17 protein-coding genes are annotated in these 17,346 nt (G+C 56.4%); 15 read left to right on the forward strand and 2 right to left on the reverse strand.

Annotated elements, in window-relative coordinates; translation table 11 throughout:
* Positions 1–82: 82 nt before the first annotated feature.
* Positions 83–3,523 carry a ribonuclease E gene (gene rne / locus YERSI8AC_RS09590; protein WP_159176648.1) on the reverse strand — a complete coding sequence of 1,147 codons (3,441 nt, stop codon included), beginning with the start codon at positions 3,521–3,523 and terminating at the stop codon, positions 83–85.
* 707 nt (positions 3,524–4,230) lie between these two features.
* Between rne and YERSI8AC_RS09595 the strand changes: the two genes are divergently transcribed.
* Genes YERSI8AC_RS09595 through sppA form a run of 3 tightly spaced genes read left to right on the forward strand, consistent with a single transcriptional unit; the run spans position 4,231 to position 6,986 of the window.
* Positions 4,231–5,172 (forward strand): RluA family pseudouridine synthase, encoded by a 942-nt coding sequence (locus tag YERSI8AC_RS09595; protein ID WP_071692872.1) that lies wholly within the window; start codon positions 4,231–4,233, stop codon positions 5,170–5,172.
* 38 nt (positions 5,173–5,210) lie between these two features.
* Positions 5,211–5,855 (forward strand): HAD family hydrolase, encoded by a 645-nt coding sequence (locus tag YERSI8AC_RS09600; RefSeq protein ID WP_159176649.1) that lies wholly within the window; start codon positions 5,211–5,213, stop codon positions 5,853–5,855.
* A gap of 9 nt (positions 5,856–5,864) precedes the next feature.
* Positions 5,865–6,986, forward strand: coding sequence for a signal peptide peptidase SppA (sppA, locus tag YERSI8AC_RS09605; RefSeq protein WP_159176650.1), 1,122 nt, complete (start codon positions 5,865–5,867; stop codon positions 6,984–6,986).
* Positions 6,987–7,008: 22 nt separating this feature from the next.
* Here the strand turns inward: sppA and YERSI8AC_RS09610 are convergent, their stop codons facing one another.
* On the reverse strand, positions 7,009–7,650 hold the full coding sequence (locus tag YERSI8AC_RS09610; RefSeq protein ID WP_171051135.1) for a Maf family protein: 642 nt from the start codon (positions 7,648–7,650) through the stop codon (positions 7,009–7,011).
* Positions 7,651–7,852: 202 nt separating this feature from the next.
* On the opposite strand from YERSI8AC_RS09610, the gene YERSI8AC_RS09615 reads away from it, so the two are divergent.
* The 12 genes from YERSI8AC_RS09615 (at position 7,853) to YERSI8AC_RS09670 (ending at position 17,284) form a co-directional block, all read left to right on the forward strand.
* Positions 7,853–8,383 (forward strand): YceD family protein, encoded by a 531-nt coding sequence (locus tag YERSI8AC_RS09615; protein ID WP_041158158.1) that lies wholly within the window; start codon positions 7,853–7,855, stop codon positions 8,381–8,383.
* A 36-nt stretch (positions 8,384–8,419) separates the two neighbouring features.
* Positions 8,420–8,590, forward strand: coding sequence for a 50S ribosomal protein L32 (gene rpmF / locus YERSI8AC_RS09620; protein ID WP_007114757.1), 171 nt, complete (start codon positions 8,420–8,422; stop codon positions 8,588–8,590).
* 43 nt (positions 8,591–8,633) lie between these two features.
* On the forward strand, positions 8,634–9,683 hold the full coding sequence (plsX, locus tag YERSI8AC_RS09625) for a phosphate acyltransferase PlsX (RefSeq protein ID WP_159176651.1): 1,050 nt from the start codon (positions 8,634–8,636) through the stop codon (positions 9,681–9,683).
* A 113-nt stretch (positions 9,684–9,796) separates the two neighbouring features.
* The gene (gene fabD, locus YERSI8AC_RS09630) at positions 9,797–10,756 is read left to right on the forward strand and encodes an ACP S-malonyltransferase (protein WP_022523876.1); all 960 of its coding nucleotides are present in this window, start codon (positions 9,797–9,799) and stop codon (positions 10,754–10,756) included.
* Between the two features lie 58 nt (positions 10,757–10,814).
* Complete coding sequence (fabG, locus tag YERSI8AC_RS09635; protein WP_022523875.1) at positions 10,815–11,558, forward strand: 3-oxoacyl-ACP reductase FabG; 744 nt, start codon at positions 10,815–10,817, stop codon at positions 11,556–11,558.
* 124 nt (positions 11,559–11,682) lie between these two features.
* A complete protein-coding gene (gene acpP, locus YERSI8AC_RS09640) occupies positions 11,683–11,916 on the forward strand; it encodes an acyl carrier protein (RefSeq protein ID WP_008956801.1) in 234 nt (77 codons plus the stop codon).
* A gap of 192 nt (positions 11,917–12,108) precedes the next feature.
* Positions 12,109–13,347 carry a beta-ketoacyl-ACP synthase II gene (gene fabF, locus YERSI8AC_RS09645; RefSeq protein WP_022523874.1) on the forward strand — a complete coding sequence of 413 codons (1,239 nt, stop codon included), beginning with the start codon at positions 12,109–12,111 and terminating at the stop codon, positions 13,345–13,347.
* A gap of 6 nt (positions 13,348–13,353) precedes the next feature.
* Positions 13,354–14,166 (forward strand): aminodeoxychorismate lyase, encoded by an 813-nt coding sequence (pabC, locus tag YERSI8AC_RS09650; RefSeq protein ID WP_138800095.1) that lies wholly within the window; start codon positions 13,354–13,356, stop codon positions 14,164–14,166.
* A gap of 43 nt (positions 14,167–14,209) precedes the next feature.
* Positions 14,210–15,217 (forward strand): endolytic transglycosylase MltG, encoded by a 1,008-nt coding sequence (gene mltG, locus YERSI8AC_RS09655; protein WP_022523872.1) that lies wholly within the window; start codon positions 14,210–14,212, stop codon positions 15,215–15,217.
* 48 nt (positions 15,218–15,265) lie between these two features.
* The gene (gene tmk / locus YERSI8AC_RS09660; protein ID WP_022523871.1) at positions 15,266–15,919 is read left to right on the forward strand and encodes a dTMP kinase; all 654 of its coding nucleotides are present in this window, start codon (positions 15,266–15,268) and stop codon (positions 15,917–15,919) included.
* The gene (locus YERSI8AC_RS09665; RefSeq protein WP_022523870.1) at positions 15,910–16,896 is read left to right on the forward strand and encodes a DNA polymerase III subunit delta'; all 987 of its coding nucleotides are present in this window, start codon (positions 15,910–15,912) and stop codon (positions 16,894–16,896) included. The genes tmk and YERSI8AC_RS09665 overlap by 10 nt, the downstream gene beginning before the upstream one ends.
* 52 nt (positions 16,897–16,948) lie before the next feature.
* Positions 16,949–17,284 carry a PilZ domain-containing protein gene (locus tag YERSI8AC_RS09670; protein ID WP_159176652.1) on the forward strand — a complete coding sequence of 112 codons (336 nt, stop codon included), beginning with the start codon at positions 16,949–16,951 and terminating at the stop codon, positions 17,282–17,284.
* The last annotated feature ends 62 nt before the right edge of the window (positions 17,285–17,346 follow it).

Consider the following 17,346-nt stretch of genomic DNA (forward strand, 5'->3'; position numbering starts at 1 on the left):
AGGCCCTGTCTCTAAGGTGCACATAACGCAAAAATCCCCGCCGAAGCGGGGATTTTTGTTACTACAATACGCGCGAACCGATCTATTCGGAGCGTGTGTCTTGCTGCGCCTGTTTGCGCTTCTCACGCGGGTCATTGTGGGCCCTTGTGCGACGGCGACGCGGTTTAGGCGCTTCTTCAGTTACAGCAGCTTCAACGGGTGCTTCACTGGCGACCGGTTGAGCGTCTGCTTCAGCTTCAGTCGCAGGTGTTTCAGTCGCTGCTAGTTCGTCACTGCTCTTTTCAAAGCTATTTTCAGAACTGTCTTCAGAACTATTCGGTTCAGCGCTACTCTCTTCAATGCTCCTTTCTTCAACGCTTCTGTCTTCAGAGTTTGTGTCTTTAACGCTCTTAGGCTCATCACCTTTTTCTGCGCTGTCTTGCTTTGGCTCGCTGTTGGCAGGCTCTTCAGTTGAAGGGGCTGCGGCGACACTCTCAGAAGCGTTCTCAGAAGTACTTTCAGAAACACCTGGGCTTGCTGCTTCCTGGCGGGTTTGGGTGCTAGCTGGCGCTTCGGGCTGATGCTCGTCGCTGCTTTGATCCGTATCCGCACTATTGAAAGGTGCAGGGGAGGCCGCCTCTTCAATAGGTGCGGCTGGATCAACGGCGTTGGCCGCAGGCGGTTCGACGGCTTCAGGCGCTGCCTGTTCGTTAGCACTGGGCTGTTGACTATCGGCGGTTTTCTTACTTTCAGCTGGTTCGGCGTTGGCTTTGGCCGTTGCTGAGGTCACCTCAGATGGCGCTGACGGCTCTTCGCTGGCTGTGGCCTCCGGTTCGCTTGGCTTGGCGGCGGCCTCATCCTGCTCAACGGTGCTGGCAGTTGACGTTTGCTCCGCCGGTGAAGCCGCTTTAGGCTGGCGGCGCTGGTGCGTCGACTTGCGCGCTTTAGCGTTTTCTGCCACGGGGCGGTCGGCGGTCGTTGCGTCGTCCGCTTGCTCGGCGTCGGACTCAGGCGCATCGGCTGCTGCCGCTTCTGGCTGAGCGGTGACGTCCGAGTCCGATCCTAGTGCAATCGTTGTGTCATTTGTCGCTGCTTTAGCCACCTGTGCCTGTTCTTCTGCCTCAGGGGCTTCGGCCGGCTCTGGTGTTACTGCTGACGCTTCATTCTGAGCCTCGGCCTGCAGTTTTAACTGCTCAGCTTCTGCCTGAGGGTTGATCGCCTGGGTGCGCGTGCGGTTACGCGGGTTGTTACGCGTACGCTTCGGCTTGCTGTCATCCTGCTTGGTCTCTAAGTTCTTGGACTCTGGGCTCTTGGCCGTTGCATCGCGCTGGCTGTCGCGGTTTTTGTCACCACCATCACGACGCGACTCTTTCTGCGCTGCACTTTTGCCGCTGGTGCTTTCTTTAGAGCCCTCTTTCGTGGAGCTGTCTTTGCTAGGGCTGTCTTTGGAAGAGCTATCAGCCTGGTTCTCTTTACGAGGCGCTTTGGCTGACTCTTGACCGTTAGCATCGTCCTGCTGGGGGTGGCGACGGCGGTTGCGGGTACGGCTGGGGCCGCTCCGCTTATCGCTATTGTCGTCACTGGCAGGACGCGGTGTGCTGCTGCGCTGCTCGGCTTTTTGTTCAGCTTTTGGCTCAGGGCGGGCGCTATTATCGCTGCGTGACTCGTTACGGCTGGCGTTGTCGCCACGCGACGATTTTTGCCGCGACTCGCTGCTGCGCTGATTGGTTTTGCGCTCGCCTGATTTGCGCGGCGCCGGTGTTTCAACCTTGGGCTCTGGTGTGGCTTCGGCGCCGCTTTCGTCGCTACCAAGCAGTTTGGCGAAGCCGCGGATAAAGCGCCCAATAACGCTGGGTTGCTCGCTGGCTACAGGTGCTGCTTTGGCCGCTGGGGCTGCAGCGGGCGCTTTCTCTTCCGTTTGCAGCGATGCCGGGGCGGGAGCGTTGTGGGTGACACTCTTGACGGCGGCTTCGGCGCGTTGAGCGGGCGGCACGAAGCTAGGTGTCGGCTCTTTGCCTACTTCGGTGTCGGTGGAGAGCTCAAAGCTCGATAGGCTTTGAGTGTCATCCTCGTCCAGGTGGTCATCACGCAGCCGCTGCACGTCGTAGTGGGGCGTATCCATATCAGGATTGGGCAGCAGTACCACACGAACATTCTGGCGAGACTCAAGATCTGCCAACACGCTGCGTTTTTCATTGAGCAGGTAAGTCGCCACGGGTACCGGTAGAATGGCGCGAATCTGTGCGCTATTCTCTTTCATCGCCTCTTCTTCAATCAGGCGCATGATAGAGAGGGAGAGCGAGCGAACATCGCGAATGGTGCCCTGGCCATTACAGCGCGGGCAGACCACGCCACTGGTTTCTCCCAGCGAGGGACGCAGGCGCTGGCGGGACATTTCCATCAGGCCAAAGCGTGAAATACGCCCAATCTGTACCCGTGCGCGATCCAGCTTGAGGGCATCGCGCATGCGGTTTTCAACTTCACGCTGGTTGCGTGCAGGCCCCATGTCGATAAAGTCAATAACCACCAAACCGCCGATATCACGCAGGCGCAGCTGGCGGGCGATTTCATCGGCGGCTTCAGAGTTGGTCTGTAGGGCGGTCTCTTCGATATCGCTGCCGCGGGTGGCGCGGGCGGAGTTGATATCGATGGAGACTAGCGCTTCGGTGTGATCGATCACAATCGAGCCGCCAGAAGGCAGCTTCACTTCGCGCTGATAGGCGGTTTCGATTTGTGATTCGATCTGGAAGCGCGAGAATAGCGGTACTTCGTCCGCGTAGAGCTTGATCTTCTGTTGATACGAGGGCATTACCTGGCGAATAAAGCTCAGCGCTTCGGCGTGAATCTCGGGGCTGTCGATCAATACTTCGCCGATGTCCTGGCGTAGGTAGTCGCGCATGGCGCGAATGATGACGTTGGATTCACGGTAGATCAGGAACGGGGCAGGGCGCTTGGCAGCTTCGGTGGTGATCGATTCCCACACCTGAACCAAGTAGTCCAAGTCCCACTGGAGCTCTTCCGGATTGCGACCAATGCCTGCAGTGCGCACGATCAGGCCCATTTTATCCGGCACGGTCAACTGACCCATGGCGTCTTTGAGCTGACTGCGCTCGTCGCCTTCGATACGGCGAGAAATGCCACCTGCACGCGGGTTATTGGGCATCAATACCAAAAAGCGACCAGCCAGGCTGACAAAGGTGGTTAGCGCGGCACCTTTGTTGCCACGCTCCTCTTTATCGACCTGGACGATGACCTCTTGGCCTTCTTTAAGCACTTCTTTAATGCTCGGACGTCCGGAAACGTCTTTGACAAAGTACTCGCGAGAGATCTCCTTGAGGGGCAAAAAGCCGTGACGGTCGGCGCCGTAGTCAACGAAGGCAGCTTCCAGGGAGGGCTCTACGCGGGTGATTTTACCGCGATAGATATTGGCTTTTTTCTGTTCTCTTGCGCCGGATTCGATATCTAAATCGTATAGGCGTTGTCCATCAACTAAAGCGACACGCAGCTCTTCGGGCTGGGTCGCATTGATAAGCATCCGTTTCATAGTGTCTCGCATAGCGTTGCGTGCCGGCGAACTGCCTATTGGGTGACGTAGGCGAATCGCTGGGTGCTGCGTGCTTGTGCTCGGCGCATTGCAATGCTGACGCGTCAAGCCGGGAAGGCATCATCGCCAACCCGGCCGATAGGGCGTTGAGTACGTGGCGGAGGCAGGACGTGTTCCGGTGGCTGTCACGTCCATCCGGCCCTGCTGACACCGCCAACACCTGGCATTCATCGATTCACCAACGCCGGCCACCGGCACAGCGTTGAACTTTTCGCCCGGAGACAGTCATCGCCTTGTGACGAATAAGGCGGAGCTGCTCAGGACGTGGCGTTGTTTAGTTGCTGCCTGCCGTTGAGGGCAAGGCTTATTTTCCTCTGCCGGCATAAAAAACGGGCGGCAGAGTTACTGCATTTTTAAGATCAGTTTTAATACTGGAAAACGGGCAATGCGTACACTGGTGCCGTTTTTGCGTTCAGGCCTGCGTGTTAGTCGGGCAGGCGCATTAACCAAGCTCAGCGGTGATGCTCTCTGCTAACAAATTTAATCAATTAGCTATCGAACAGCTAGTCACTAGCGCTAGACAAGACAGCTTTCTGCGCTTAGCTGGTGAACGATTTCGAATATAACAGTAAAGACTACGACCAGCAATTGACGCAATGCCCTTGGGTCTACGCTAGAATGCCGTTTTTAAGCAGGAGTAAGTAGTAATGTCCGAAGGGCGTGAAGTGCAGTGGGTGGATATCGCCCCGGAGCAAGCAGGGCAGCGAATTGATAATTTTCTCATGACGCGGCTTAAAGGGGCGCCTCGCGCGCTTATTTATCGCATCGTACGTAAAGGCGAGGTGCGCGTTAATAAAAAACGCGTGAAGGTGGATTACCGTTTGCAAGCGGGGGATTTAGTACGCGTTCCGCCGCTGCGTTTGGCGCCTCGCGAAGCGGTGAAGGAAGTCAGTGATAATTTGCGCGACCTCCTGGTAGGCAGCGTTATTATGGAAGGCCCCGATTGGATGGTGCTTAATAAACCTTCTGGTTTGGCAGTGCATGGCGGTAGCGGGGTTAAAATTGGTTTAATAGAAGCGCTGCGTCAAGTGCGCGATGATCTGAGCTTTCTAGAATTGGTTCACCGCTTGGATCGCGATACGTCTGGCTGTTTGCTGCTGGCCAAGTCGCGCGATGCGCTGGTGACGCTGAACGAGTCGTTGAAAAAGCACGGTATGGATAAGCGTTATCTGGCCTTGGTCAGTGGGCGCTGGCCAGCGCGGAAAACCTATGAGAGTGCTCGGTTAGACCGCTTTGATGCCGGTAACGGCGAGCGGAGGGTAAGGGTAGATCCCAACGGGAAAGTGTCGCGCACCCATTTTTCGGTGGTCGAAACCTTCGAAAAAGTAACCCTTATAGAGGCTGAGCCGGTCACGGGCCGTACCCACCAGATTCGCGTACATGCCGCCCACGCAGGCCATGCGTTATTAGGTGACGATAAGTACGCTACCCGTGAAAGTGGTCTGCTCACCAAGCAGTTAGGGCTGGGGCGTCTGTTCCTTCATGCGCGAGCGCTGACCTTTCCAGAGCCCACTAACGGCCGCCCGGTTACCGTCAAAGCGCCGCTGCCAGAAGCTCTGGAAGAAACGCTCAAGCGCGCCCGTCAATAACTTCTTTTTCACCGCGTTGCCTTTTACAGGGAGCTGCCATGCAGTATGAGTTAATTATATTTGATTGGGACGGCACCTTGATGGACTCGGTGCCGCGGATTGTGTCGTGTATGCAGGCGGCTGCTTTGGAAGCCGAGTGGGGCGCGCTTACAGCGGCTGAGGTGGAAGATATTATTGGCCTGGGGCTACCCGAGGCAATTGCCCAGCTTTGTCCAGGTATTTTACCTGCCCAGGCCGAGCGGCTTCGCGAACGTTATGCGCACCACTTTGTGCAGGCCGACGCCACGCCGATGGCGTTTTTTGGCGGTGTCGAAGCTCATATCGCCCGTTTGCGCGGGCATGAGCAGCAGCGTTTAGCGGTCGCAACAGGTAAAAGCCGTCGCGGGCTTGACCGTATTTTTACTGAGACCGGCAGCGGCGCGTGGTTTCATGCCAGCCGCACCGCGGATGAAACCCGTTCCAAACCGCACCCGCAGATGCTTTCAGAGTTGTTGGCTGAGCTAGCAGTGCCGGTCGAGCGAGCGGTAATGGTCGGCGATACCGAGTATGACTTGGAAATGGCTAGGGCAGTGGGAATGGATCGGGTGGGGGTAAGCTATGGGGTACATACGCCTGAGCGCCTGGCAATGAGCGAGCCAAAGTGGATTGCCCATAGCGTTGACGAGCTTTTTGATCGGTTATAAGGACATTTTATGAGTGACGATCCAACCCGCCAAGAGGGTGCACAAGAGGGGCGTGATGGCCCGGCTAATAGCGACCAGCCCAACGAGTTCAAGGAAGATCCTTGGACTGAAGGGGCCGAGGTATCGCCTGGTAAGGGGGCTAAGCAGCCCCCTGGGGCGCCAGGTGATGATGCCGAAACCCTGCGCGAACGCCAGCGATTAGCGCAGCTGGAAATGATGGATCACTGGATAGGCGGTGTCTTGACCGAGCAACGGCGTACCCGCCGCTGGAAGCTGTTTTTCCGGCTGATGTTTCTCGCTGTTGTGCTGGTGGCGCTGTCTGCTGCGCTTTATAGCCTGTTCTGGGATTCGCCGAGTGTCGCAACACCCGCCCAACGCCACTTGGGCATTGTTGAGGTTAATGGCGTAATCGCCAGCGATTCGCCAGCCAATGCGGAGCGCATCATCCAAGGGTTAAACCGAGCCTGGGATGCCGAAAGCGCTGCAGCCGTGGTGCTGCACATTAATAGCCCCGGTGGTAGCCCTGTTCAGTCTCAGCGTATCTATGCGGAAATCATGCGCCTGCGCGAGCAGGGTGATAAACCGATTATCGCGGTGATTGAGGATGTCGGTGCCAGCGGCGCTTATTACATAGCTGCAGCGGCAGATGAGATTATTGCGTCGCCAGTGAGCTTAGTGGGCTCGATTGGTGTGATTTACGCTGGTTTTGGCTTTGAGGAGGCGATAGAGCGCATTGGCGTGGAGCGCCGCGTGCTTACGGCAGGAGAGAATAAGGCCTTCTTAGATCCATTCCAGCCGCTGGACGATGATGCAGAGACGTTTTGGCAAGGCGTGCTGAGCCAAACTCACCGCCAGTTTATCGATGACGTCCGCGCGGGGCGCGGCGAGCGGCTCAGTGATAGCTCGGACATTTTCTCAGGCCTGATCTGGAGTGGCGAGCAGAGCATCGAGCTAGGGTTGGTCGATCAGTTGGGTAGCCTCGAACAGCTGTCTCGCGATCAAGTAGGTAACATCGACTGGGTGGACTATACGCCGAGTCTTGATCCATTTGAGCGCTTTACTCGGCGTTTTACCGAGGTTGCCGCTGAAGTGCTAGGTATTAGGGCGCCTAACACCCCGCTTCGTTTCTGATCGCCAATTCACGTCCTGGGCCCTAGGGCGCGCCAAGCGGATCCAAGCCCGCTTGGCGCAACATGTCGCAGAGCGCGATCAGCGGTAGCCCAATCAGCGCGTTGGGGTCACGGCCTTCCAGTCTTTCAAACAGCGCAATGCCAAGGCCTTCCATACGAAAGCTGCCAGCGCTATCTAGGGGCTGCTCTTTGGCCACATAGTTTTCGATCTCCTGCGTGCTAAGAGTGCGAAACACGACCTCGAAGGGCTCGACATGGACTTGATGGCGCTGGTGGCGAGTATCCAGTAGCGCTAAACCGGTCAGGAAGGTGACGCGCTGGCCAGAAAAGCGGGCAAGGTTAGCGCAGGCCTTTTCTGTGGTATGTGGTTTGCCAAGAATATCGCCTTCAAATACCGCAACCTGGTCGGAGCCTATAATGCAGTGGTGGGGGAAGTGAGCCGACACGGCGTTGGCTTTGCTAAGTGCTAGGCGATGTACCAGTGCGTGTGGTGTTTCGCCATTATGCGGCGTTTCATCAATATCCGGTGAATGGCACCGGTAGGGGAGTTGTAGGCGATCCAGCAGCTCACGCCGCCAGCGTGAGCTTGAAGCAAGCACTAGCTCTGTATTTTCTGTACTTAAGGACTGCGCAGTTGATGACTGAGTGCTTGATGGCTCGGTCATGGCGGGTGAGGTCACAGTATAACTCCTGGCTAATGTGGTTGCGCTAGTGGGACGGCAAAGCAGTAGAGTGTAGCGAAAGCTGCGAATTGTGCCCATGTCGGCTGTTTATTGAGGCCTATGTTGGTTATTTATTGAGGAAGCGATGAAGAAATACACCGACAGCTTTGACACCAGCAGGGGGAGTGCCTATCATTGCGCGCCTATGTTGACCTCACAACTCCCCAGTCGGGTGGAGCCTTATAAGCTCGCAGCCCGCCACGAACGAATCGAAGGCTTGGTAGCGCTGGATAAGCTGCCACGTCTTGCCGAAGAAGCGGGTGACCAAACCGGCGACTGTCATGTCGTGCTTGAGTTTGGTGTCGATGCTCAAGGCCGTCGTGAAATTCGTGGCCACTTGCAAGCGACGTTGGCGCTTGCCTGCCGACGCTGCCTAGTGCCGCTGCCTCAAGAGGTGAGTAGTGACTTTCTGCTTGGAATGGTCACTGATGAAGCCTTGGCGGCCGAGTTGCCTGCTAGTCATGAACCGGTGCTGGTGGAAAAGGAACAGCTGGATCTTCTGACGGTAGTTGAGGATGAATTGATTCTCAGCCTGCCCCAGGTGGTCTATCACGATGAAGCCGAATGTCATGTCTCGGCGGAGCAGCTGGTCAGCAAAACAGAAGGCGCGGCGTCAGATACAGCGCCAGCGACGAACCCTTTCGCGGTGCTGAATGTCTTGAAAGGCAAAAAATAAGCACCCTTTACCTTAAATACCTTGGAGTAAACCCCCATGGCAGTTCAACAGAACCGTAAAACTCGTTCCAAGCGCGGCATGCGTCGCAGCCACGATGCGCTGACCGCTCCGACGCTGTCTCAGGACAAAGAAACCGGTACGACTCACCTGCGTCACCACGTTTCTCCAGACGGTTTCTACCGTGGTCGTAAAGTGGTTGAGGTATAAGCCTCAATTGCATTACTAAGCGGCTAAACGGACTCAGTGCGGTATGCGCTTAGCGATTGATGTGATGGGGGGTGACCAAGGCCCTCATGCGATTATCGCAGGCTCCGCAAGAGCGGTGTTAGAACACCCCGGTCTTGAGCTGGTTCTGTTTGGCCCGCGTCAGCAGATTATTGCTGAGCTTTCGCGCTTGCCGCAGCCTCTGGCTGCGGCAACGTCACGTTTGGTGGCGCGTGATTCGCCCGATAGCGTAATGCCGGGGTCAACAGCGGCCTGGGCGTTGCGCAGAGGCGAGGCAACGAGCATGGCGCACATGCTGCAGTGTGTCGCCCAGGGTGAAGCTGTGGCTGGTGTCAGCGCAGGCAATACGGCAGCGCTTGTTGCCTTGGCAAGGCGCGAACTGGGGATGGTCGAGGGGATTTCCCGTCCGGCAATCAGTACCGCGATCCCAGCCCGCCAAGGGCGCCGCTGCTATTTGCTGGACTTAGGCGCCAACGTGGATTCCCCTGCCCATCGACTGGTCGATTTTGCACTGATGGGGGCGGCGATGTCGCAGTGTATCGATGGCACTGCGGTGCCGCGCGTGGCGCTACTCAACGTTGGCGCTGAAGCCACCAAGGGGAGTGTGAGCGTACGTGAGGCTGATCGTCTGCTGCGTGAGTATGCCAGTGGTAGTGGTTTCGACTATCAAGGCTATGCTGAGGGTGGCGACCTGTTTAAAGGCCAGCTTGATGTGGTGGTGTGTGATGGCTTTGTGGGCAACGCTGTCCTCAAGGCGAGCGAAGGTTTGACGAGTATGTTGGTTGAACGCGTGCAGATGGCGTTTGAGTCGCGCCTAAGTGGTCGTTTGGCAAGCCTACTGGCCAAGCCTGTGTTAAAGCGCTTAAAGCAAGAGCTTGATCCCGTGCGCTACAACGGGGCCAGTTTATTGGGGGTGCGCGGTATCGTAGTGAAAAGTCACGGCAGTACTCATGCCGATGGGTTTTACTACGCTATTCATCGCGCCCTGCAGGAAGTAGAACATAACTTACCTGCGCGGATCGCAGGCCGCTGGCAAGCGCCATCAAGTGAAAACGATGGCACAGGCCAGCCATGATCAGATAATAACGATTTAACTTTTTTGCGGGTTTATAGGTGGCATCAGGATGTGCCAATAACCTCGCCTATCGCTCATATGAGCAAATGCCTACAAGAGCAAAGGTGAACGACATGTCTCAACCCCTTGCCCTCATTTTTCCCGGGCAAGGCTCTCAGCAGCTTGGAATGCTGCGAGAGCTTGCCGAGCGCTATAGTGTGGTGGGAACGACATTTGAGGAAGCGTCGGATGCTTTGGGCTACGATTTGTGGAAAGTCGTCCAAGAAGGCCCCGAAGAGTCGCTTAATGCAACCGCTTGTACCCAGCCTGCGCTGCTTTCTGCCAGCGTCGCCATTTGGCGTGTGTGGCAAGAGCTGGAAGGGCCGCGGCCGACGGTTATGGCGGGCCATAGCCTGGGCGAATACAGCGCTATGGTGTGCGCAGGCGTCATGAGCTTTGCCGAAGGCGTCAACTTGGTACGTCTGCGCGGAGAAGCCATGCAGGCGGCGGTGCCTGCTGGCGAAGGCGGTATGGCGGCGATCCTGGGCTTGGCAGACGATGCGGTTGAAGCCGCCTGTGAAAAGGCTGCCCAGGGCGACGTTGTTTCAGCGGTCAACTACAATTCCCCTGGGCAAGTGGTGATAGCGGGCTCTAAAGTGGCCGTTGAGCGAGCTATTGTTGCTTGCCAGGAGGCCGGTGCCAGGCGTGCCATGGCATTGCCGGTTTCCGTGCCGTCGCACTGTGCATTGATGCGCCCTGCGGCCGAGCGCCTGGCAGAGGCGATACAAACTATCGAGCTGCGGGCGCCGCGCTACAGTGTCATCCAAAACGTCGATGCCCAGGCCCATGCCGATACCGCGACATTGAGCACGCGGCTAGTCGAGCAGCTCTATCAGCCGGTGCGTTGGAGCGCCTGTGTTGAAGCCATGGCGGATCAAGGCGTGGAGGTGTTCATTGAGTGCGGGCCAGGAAAGGTGTTGACTGGCCTCAATAAGCGTATCGTGAAGGGTAGCAAGGGATTGGCGGTGAATGATCCTGACAGTCTGGAAGCCGCGCTTGAGCTGGCGCGTGAAACCTTGGCTGATAAGGCGTGACCAAGAGAGATTGCAATCCACTATCCTTGCTTGATTACACTGTTAGAGGCAGAACGTTATGACACAAGAGAGTAGAGTTGCCCTGGTAACAGGGGCGAGTCGTGGTATTGGTCAGGCCATTGCTCGCGAGCTAGGTCGCCAGGGCCGTATCGTCATTGGCACCGCGACCAGTGAGTCTGGCGCTGAAAAAATTGATGCCGATTTGAAAGAGCACGGCATTGAAGGGGCAGGTCTATGTCTTAACGTGACCGACCAGACCAGTATCGATAGCGTATTGAAAACGATTACTGAGCGCTTTGGTGCGCCGACTATTTTGGTCAACAACGCGGGTATCACGCGTGATAATCTGCTGATGCGCATGAAAGAAGATGAGTGGGATTCCGTCATGGATACCAATCTGAAATCTGTCTATCGTGTTAGCAAGGCGTGTTTACGGGGTATGACCAAGGCGCGGTTTGGGCGTATTGTGTCGATTAGTTCTGTAGTGGCAACCATGGGCAACCTGGGCCAAACTAACTATGCTGCAGCTAAGGCCGGTATGGAAGGTTTTAGCCGCGCGCTAGCGCGTGAGGTCTCCTCTCGTGCGATTACGGTTAACGCAGTGGCACCGGGCTTTATTGCGACTGATATGACCGAAGCGCTACCTGAAGCACAGCACGAAATGCTGCTTAAGCAAATTCCGCTGGCCCGTTTAGGGGCGCCGGAAGAGATCGCCGCAGCAGTGGGTTTTTTGACCAGTGATGCAGCCGGTTACATCACTGGCGAGACGCTTCACGTGAATGGCGGCATGAATATGCGTTGATGGCCTTGGGCTTGGCGGTTGCGTCTACCCAAGGGCGTCTATAAACTACCCCGCAGCTTTTGGCTTGCGGTTTCCAAATAGCTGGTTATCAAAAACGGCTAATGTGAACGACTGGAGTACGTTAATGAGTACTATTGAAGAGCGCGTTAAGAAAGTTGTAGCAGAGCGCCTGAACGTTAAAGAAGAAGACATCCAAAACAGCTCTTCTTTTACAGAAGACTTGGGTGCTGATTCGCTCGACACCGTTGAGCTGGTCATGGCTTTGGAAGAGGAATTCGATACTGAAATTCCCGATGAAGAAGCTGAGAAGATCACCACGGTTCAAGAAGCCATCGATTACGTGAACGCCCACCAGTAAGGGCTGCGTCGATGCATCGAACCAGGGTGGGGTGCTAGCCACCCGCCTTAAAAGCCGTCCTTTTCCAGGACGGCTTTTTTGCTTTGCTGCCACAATGCTTATAACGTTCAATCTCCGTTATACTGTTGACCAAATTTAAGCAGCAAATGACCCAAGTGGGTCGCGTCACCATGGATGCCTGGAGGAAAGCTGATGGCACGGAAAAGGGTAGTGGTAACTGGGTTAGGCCTGGTGACCCCAGTGGGTAATAGCGTTGATGAGTCGTGGGCCAACATTGTGGCCGGTAAAAGCGGTATTACGCCTATTGAGCATTTCGACACCAGCGGTTTTAACACTCGTTTTGGTGGATCGATCAAAAACTTTGATATTAGCCCGTATCTGAATCCTAAAGATGCCCGCAAGATGGATCTGTTTATTCAGTACGGCATGGCGGCGGGCGCCCAAGCGGTAGAAGATTCGGGGATTGAGTGCACCGAAGAGAATGCCGATCGCATCGGTGTGGCTATCGGCTCAGGCATTGGTGGCCTACCCATGATTGAGCATAACCACAACGCACTCAACAAAGGTGGCGCTCGCAAGATATCGCCATTCTTCGTGCCGGGCTCTATCATCAATATGATCTCGGGCAATATGGCGATTCAGCACGGCTTCAGAGGCCCGAACATTGCCATTACGACTGCCTGCACCACCGGTACTCATAATATTGGTTATAGCGCACGCACCATCGCCTATGGCGATGCGGACGTGATGATCTGTGGTGGGGCTGAAATGGCCACCACGCCGCTGGGCCTGGGTGGTTTTTCTGCGGCTCGCGCGCTCTCTACGCGTAATGACGATCCACAAGCGGCAAGCCGCCCTTGGGATACCGACCGTGATGGTTTCGTGTTATCCGATGGTGCCGGTGTGCTGGTGCTTGAGGAGTATGAGCACGCCAAGGCGCGGGGTGCCAATATCTACGCCGAGCTGGTGGGCTTTGGTATGAGCGATGATGCTTATCACATGACTTCGCCGCCGGAAGATGGACGTGGCGCAGCGCTCTCCATGCGCAATGCGATTAAAGATGCCCAGGTTGACGTTTCTTCGGTTCACTACATCAACGCCCATGGTACCTCCACTGCGGCAGGCGATCTGGCCGAAAGTCGTGCCATTGAGAACGTCTTGGGTGGCGCTGCAAGCAGCGTGGCAGTGAGCTCCACCAAATCGATGATTGGCCACCTGTTGGGCGCCGCCGGTGCGGTAGAGGCGGTGTTTAGTATTCTGGCTATTCGTGATCAGGTCGCGCCGCCCACGATTAATCTGGATAACCCGCAGGAAGGCTGCAATCTGGACTATGTGCCGCATACTGCGAGGGATATGCGCATTGATATGGCGCTTTCAAATTCCTTCGGTTTTGGTGGTACCAACGGCTCGCTGCTATTTAAGAAGGTGTAGTTAGCGATGCTGACGCCTACGTTATGTGATGATCAATCTGTGCCGTTTGATGATCGTGGGCTGGCGTATGGTGATGGTCTGTTTGAAACGGTGCTATTGCGTACGGGAAAGCCGGTGCTATGGCGCTATCACAGGGAGCGTCTGGCACAAGGCTGTCATCGCCTGGGGCTACCGTTACCTTGCCAGGAGGCCCTTGACGCCACTTGGCAAGGCGATCCCACTGCTGAGTTCGAAGTGCTTAAGCTGATACTGACCCGAGGCAGCGGCGGGCGTGGCTATGCCCAGCCCGATCAGATCACGCCGCGGCTGCTCAGTCGTCGAACGCCGTTTCAACCGTCGGTTAAGCGCTGGCAGGAAGGCGTGACAGTGCGGCTTTGCGATTTGCGGCTGGCCCGTCAGCCTCGGTTGGCGGGTATCAAGCACCTCAATCGACTGGAAAACGTACTGGCCCGCCAAGAGTGGGGCGATGCCACTATTGCCGAAGGATTGCTCGCCGACAGTGAAGGCCTTGTGGTAGAAGCCACCAGTATGAATGTTTTTTGGCAACAGGCGGGGGAAGTGTTAACGCCTCTGCTTGACCAGTGCGGCGTGGCTGGCACGTTGCGTGCTGCATTGCTTGACCAAGGTGCTGCCGCTCAGGCGTCGCTGACGCTTCATCAACTTGTTGATGTCGAGCGGCTATGGGTGGCCAACTCTGTTCAGGGTGTATGGCCTGTTACCACCTTGCTTGCCGCGGATGGTTCACTGCTGCAACGCTGGCCTCTGAGTCAGCCTGACCCGTTCCAGCGTTTGGCACATCAGCTATTGGGCGTTGTTTAAACGCCAGTGTTTAGATATCGCTCTGCAATTTTTTAGAGGTGTCATGGTGAAACGGTTATTAACCGCTTTATTGGTGTTAGTAGTGGTTGGGGCTGCAAGTGCAGCAGGCGGTTATTTCTATTGGCAGAGCCGATTAGAGGCACCGCTAGCGCTCGATGAGCCAATGCTTTACCAAGTGCCCTCTGGTGCGGGCTTTAATCAGGTCGTGGCGCAATTGGAAGAGCAGGGCGTGCTGGAGGATGCTTGGGCGTTTCGCTTGCTAGCGCGGGTCGAGCCGGAACGCGTGCCGCAACTGCGTACCGGCGAGTATCAGCTATTGCCGAATATGAGCGGTCTGGAAATGATGGCACTGCTGGGTAGCAATAAGGTGGTTACCTACTCGCTGACCATTCCTGAGGGGTGGTCTTTTCGGCAGATGCGCGAATTACTCAATGCGGCGCCGAAACTCGACCACCGCACGGCGGAGTTGAGCGATGCAGAGGTGATGACGTTACTCGATCGAGAAGGCACCTTTCCCGAGGGCTGGTTCTTTCCCGATACCTATCGCTATCATCTGGGTATGAGCGATGTCGATATCCTGCGCCAGTCATTGGAGCGGATGGAGCGCATTTTGGAAGAGGTGTGGGAGGAGCGCGCGGACGACCTAACCATTGACTCCCCCTACGAAGCGCTGATTATGGCCTCCTTGATCGAGCGGGAAACCGGTGCGCCCGAGGAGCGGCGCGAAATTGCCGGTGTGTTCAAGCGCCGCATGGAGCAGGGCATGCGCCTGCAAACCGACCCGACGATTATTTACGGTATGGGGGAGCGTTATGAAGGGCGAATTACCCGCGCCGATATTCGCGAGGCCACGCCCTATAACACTTACGTCATTGACGGCATACCGCCCACGCCGATTGCCATGCCTGGGCGTGCCTCCTTGGAGGCAGCGGTGAATCCACTGCCTGGCGAAACGCTCTATTTCGTTTCCCGTGGCGATGGCACGCACCATTTCTCGCGTACGCTGCGGGAGCATAACAATGCCGTTAATCGCTATATCCGCAATCGCTAATCGCCATGACACATCACCCATGATTGATGACCACTGTAAGGGAGCATGATGAGTAAGCGTGGACGCTTCATTACGCTGGAAGGCGGCGAAGGTGTGGGTAAATCCACCAATGTGGGCTTTGTGGCCGAGTGTTTGGAGGCCCAGGGGTTGGAAGTGGTGCGTACCCGCGAGCCGGGCGGCACCGTTCGTGGTGAAGCTATTCGCGCACTGTTACTGGATCCTGTCCCCCAAGAGCCGCTACATGTCGACGCTGAGCTGCTGCTAATGTTCGCCGCGCGAGCGCAGCACTTGGCGGAAAAAATACTCCCCGCCTTGGCAAGAGGGGCGTGGGTAGTGTGTGATCGCTTTACCGATGCCACCTTTGCCTATCAGGGCGGGGGGCGGGGCATTCCCAAGGAGCGTATCGCCGTGCTGGAGAATTTTGTTCAGCAGGGGCTCTCTCCCGATTTAACCCTACTGCTCGATATGCCCAAAGAGGCTGCAAGACAACGCTTAGAGTCGCGCCTGCGTGATCGCCATGAGCAGCTTGATCGTTTTGAACAGGAGCAGGCTGACTTTTTCCAGGCTGTGCGGGATGGCTATTTGGCACGAGCGGAAGAAGCGCCCGAGCGCTTTGCGGTGATCGATGCACAATACACACTGGATAAGGTACAAAGCCAAATCCGACAAGTCCTATTAACAAAGGTCGCGGCATGGCGTTAACCGGCGTAATGCCGTGGCACCAAGCCACCTGGCAGCATTTGACCCGCTTGGCTGATGGTGGACGGATGCCCCACGCGTTGTTAATTCACGGCGCCCACGGCGTGGGTAAGCAGCAGTTAGCGGAGGCGTTAATTGCCCGAACGCTATGCGCCTCGCCCGCTGATCAAGCCTGTGGCCATTGCCATAGCTGCTCGATGCTGGAATCGGGCTATCACCCGGATCTGCTGCGGGTTTCACCAGAAGAGGGAAAGCGCCAAATCCGCATTGACCCTATCCGCGAGGTTAATCGCTTTGTGTCGCAAACGGCTCAGCAGGGCGGTTATCGAGTGATTGTGGTTTCCCCCGCCGAGGCAATGAACGTTGCCGCCGCCAATGCGCTGCTCAAAAGCCTTGAAGAGCCCGGTGACAAAACCCTGTTTATTCTGCTTTCCGACGTGCCGTCGCGGATGCTGGCGACGATCCGTTCGCGCTGTCAGCAGTGGTCACTACCCAGCGTTGCCTTTGAGGCGTGTCGTGGTTGGTTGATTGAGCAATTGGGCAGCACTGACGAAGCCTACTTCTGGTGGCAGGTAGCGGGTGGGCTACCACTGCTCGCCGTGGAGCTGGCAGCGCCCGAAGAGCGCGCTTTACGCCATCAAATTCACGACAGTTTCGAACAGCTGGTGCGCGGGGCCGAGCCCGTTTCAGAGGCGGCCCGTCTGGATCGCCAGGCGATTGATGCCATCTTGTGGTACGGTATCGCCTGGCTGGAAGACCTGATTCGTCTAGGTTTGTCTGGGGAGGCGGCGGTGTTGCATAACCCTGATTTAGAACCGCTCTACCGCCAGGCGGTGAAAAATGGTCGTGTTCAGGATTGGTTTCGCCTGCTTGATTATGCCCGCGAGCAGCGACGGTTGTTGGCGGTGGGGGCAAACCCCAATCCTCAGCTAGTGCTTGAAGCATGGCTGGTGCGCTGGGCGGCGCTGCTGCGTTCATAGTGGTGTTTATTCAATCCCCCACGGCTGTTCAAAACAGTGCAGCGAGGTCGTCATGGCAGCTCAGAAAGCGCTCTCTCTTACCGTTCCGGATGTTCCGACACTGCTTTCCGCGTATATGCCTTTTCTGGATCGCGGGGGGATTTTTGTACCTACTCAAACCCCTTACGCACTTGGCCAGCAAGTGTTTTTGCTGCTTACGCTGCCGGGTGAAAGCGAGCGCCTTTCAATTACCGGCCAGGTGGTGTGGGTATCTCCAGAGGGGGTGAATGGCCGCCGTATGCCAGGCATTGGCCTTCACTTCAGCCAGCAGGACTATCCCGTGCGTGACCGCATTGAGGCGCTGCTTGCCGGTCAATTAGATAAAGCAGCTCCATCGTTCACGCTCTGAATGCCATTTTTCTGATCCAGTCGTTATGGCCTATCTGTTTTGACCTATTTGTTGAGAACCGT

The organism is Halomonas sp. 113 (assembly GCF_904067645.1).
Lineage (GTDB): Bacteria > Pseudomonadota > Gammaproteobacteria > Pseudomonadales > Halomonadaceae > Vreelandella > Vreelandella titanicae.

What these genes read in the sequence shown, in the direction of transcription:
- rne (WP_159176648.1), bottom strand. Translation starts at nt 3,523, where the DNA reads ATGAAACGGATGCTTATCAATGCGACCCAGCCCGAAGAGCTGCGTGTC.
- YERSI8AC_RS09595 (WP_071692872.1), top strand. Translation starts at nt 4,231, where the DNA reads ATGTCCGAAGGGCGTGAAGTGCAGTGGGTGGATATCGCCCCGGAGCAA.
- YERSI8AC_RS09600 (WP_159176649.1), top strand. Translation starts at nt 5,211, where the DNA reads ATGCAGTATGAGTTAATTATATTTGATTGGGACGGCACCTTGATGGAC.
- sppA (WP_159176650.1), top strand. Translation starts at nt 5,865, where the DNA reads ATGAGTGACGATCCAACCCGCCAAGAGGGTGCACAAGAGGGGCGTGAT.
- YERSI8AC_RS09610 (WP_171051135.1), bottom strand. Translation starts at nt 7,650, where the DNA reads ATGACCGAGCCATCAAGCACTCAGTCATCAACTGCGCAGTCCTTAAGT.
- YERSI8AC_RS09615 (WP_041158158.1), top strand. Translation starts at nt 7,853, where the DNA reads ATGTTGACCTCACAACTCCCCAGTCGGGTGGAGCCTTATAAGCTCGCA.
- rpmF (WP_007114757.1), top strand. Translation starts at nt 8,420, where the DNA reads ATGGCAGTTCAACAGAACCGTAAAACTCGTTCCAAGCGCGGCATGCGT.
- plsX (WP_159176651.1), top strand. Translation starts at nt 8,634, where the DNA reads ATGCGCTTAGCGATTGATGTGATGGGGGGTGACCAAGGCCCTCATGCG.
- fabD (WP_022523876.1), top strand. Translation starts at nt 9,797, where the DNA reads ATGTCTCAACCCCTTGCCCTCATTTTTCCCGGGCAAGGCTCTCAGCAG.
- fabG (WP_022523875.1), top strand. Translation starts at nt 10,815, where the DNA reads ATGACACAAGAGAGTAGAGTTGCCCTGGTAACAGGGGCGAGTCGTGGT.
- acpP (WP_008956801.1), top strand. Translation starts at nt 11,683, where the DNA reads ATGAGTACTATTGAAGAGCGCGTTAAGAAAGTTGTAGCAGAGCGCCTG.
- fabF (WP_022523874.1), top strand. Translation starts at nt 12,109, where the DNA reads ATGGCACGGAAAAGGGTAGTGGTAACTGGGTTAGGCCTGGTGACCCCA.
- pabC (WP_138800095.1), top strand. Translation starts at nt 13,354, where the DNA reads ATGCTGACGCCTACGTTATGTGATGATCAATCTGTGCCGTTTGATGAT.
- mltG (WP_022523872.1), top strand. Translation starts at nt 14,210, where the DNA reads ATGGTGAAACGGTTATTAACCGCTTTATTGGTGTTAGTAGTGGTTGGG.
- tmk (WP_022523871.1), top strand. Translation starts at nt 15,266, where the DNA reads ATGAGTAAGCGTGGACGCTTCATTACGCTGGAAGGCGGCGAAGGTGTG.
- YERSI8AC_RS09665 (WP_022523870.1), top strand. Translation starts at nt 15,910, where the DNA reads ATGGCGTTAACCGGCGTAATGCCGTGGCACCAAGCCACCTGGCAGCAT.
- YERSI8AC_RS09670 (WP_159176652.1), top strand. Translation starts at nt 16,949, where the DNA reads ATGGCAGCTCAGAAAGCGCTCTCTCTTACCGTTCCGGATGTTCCGACA.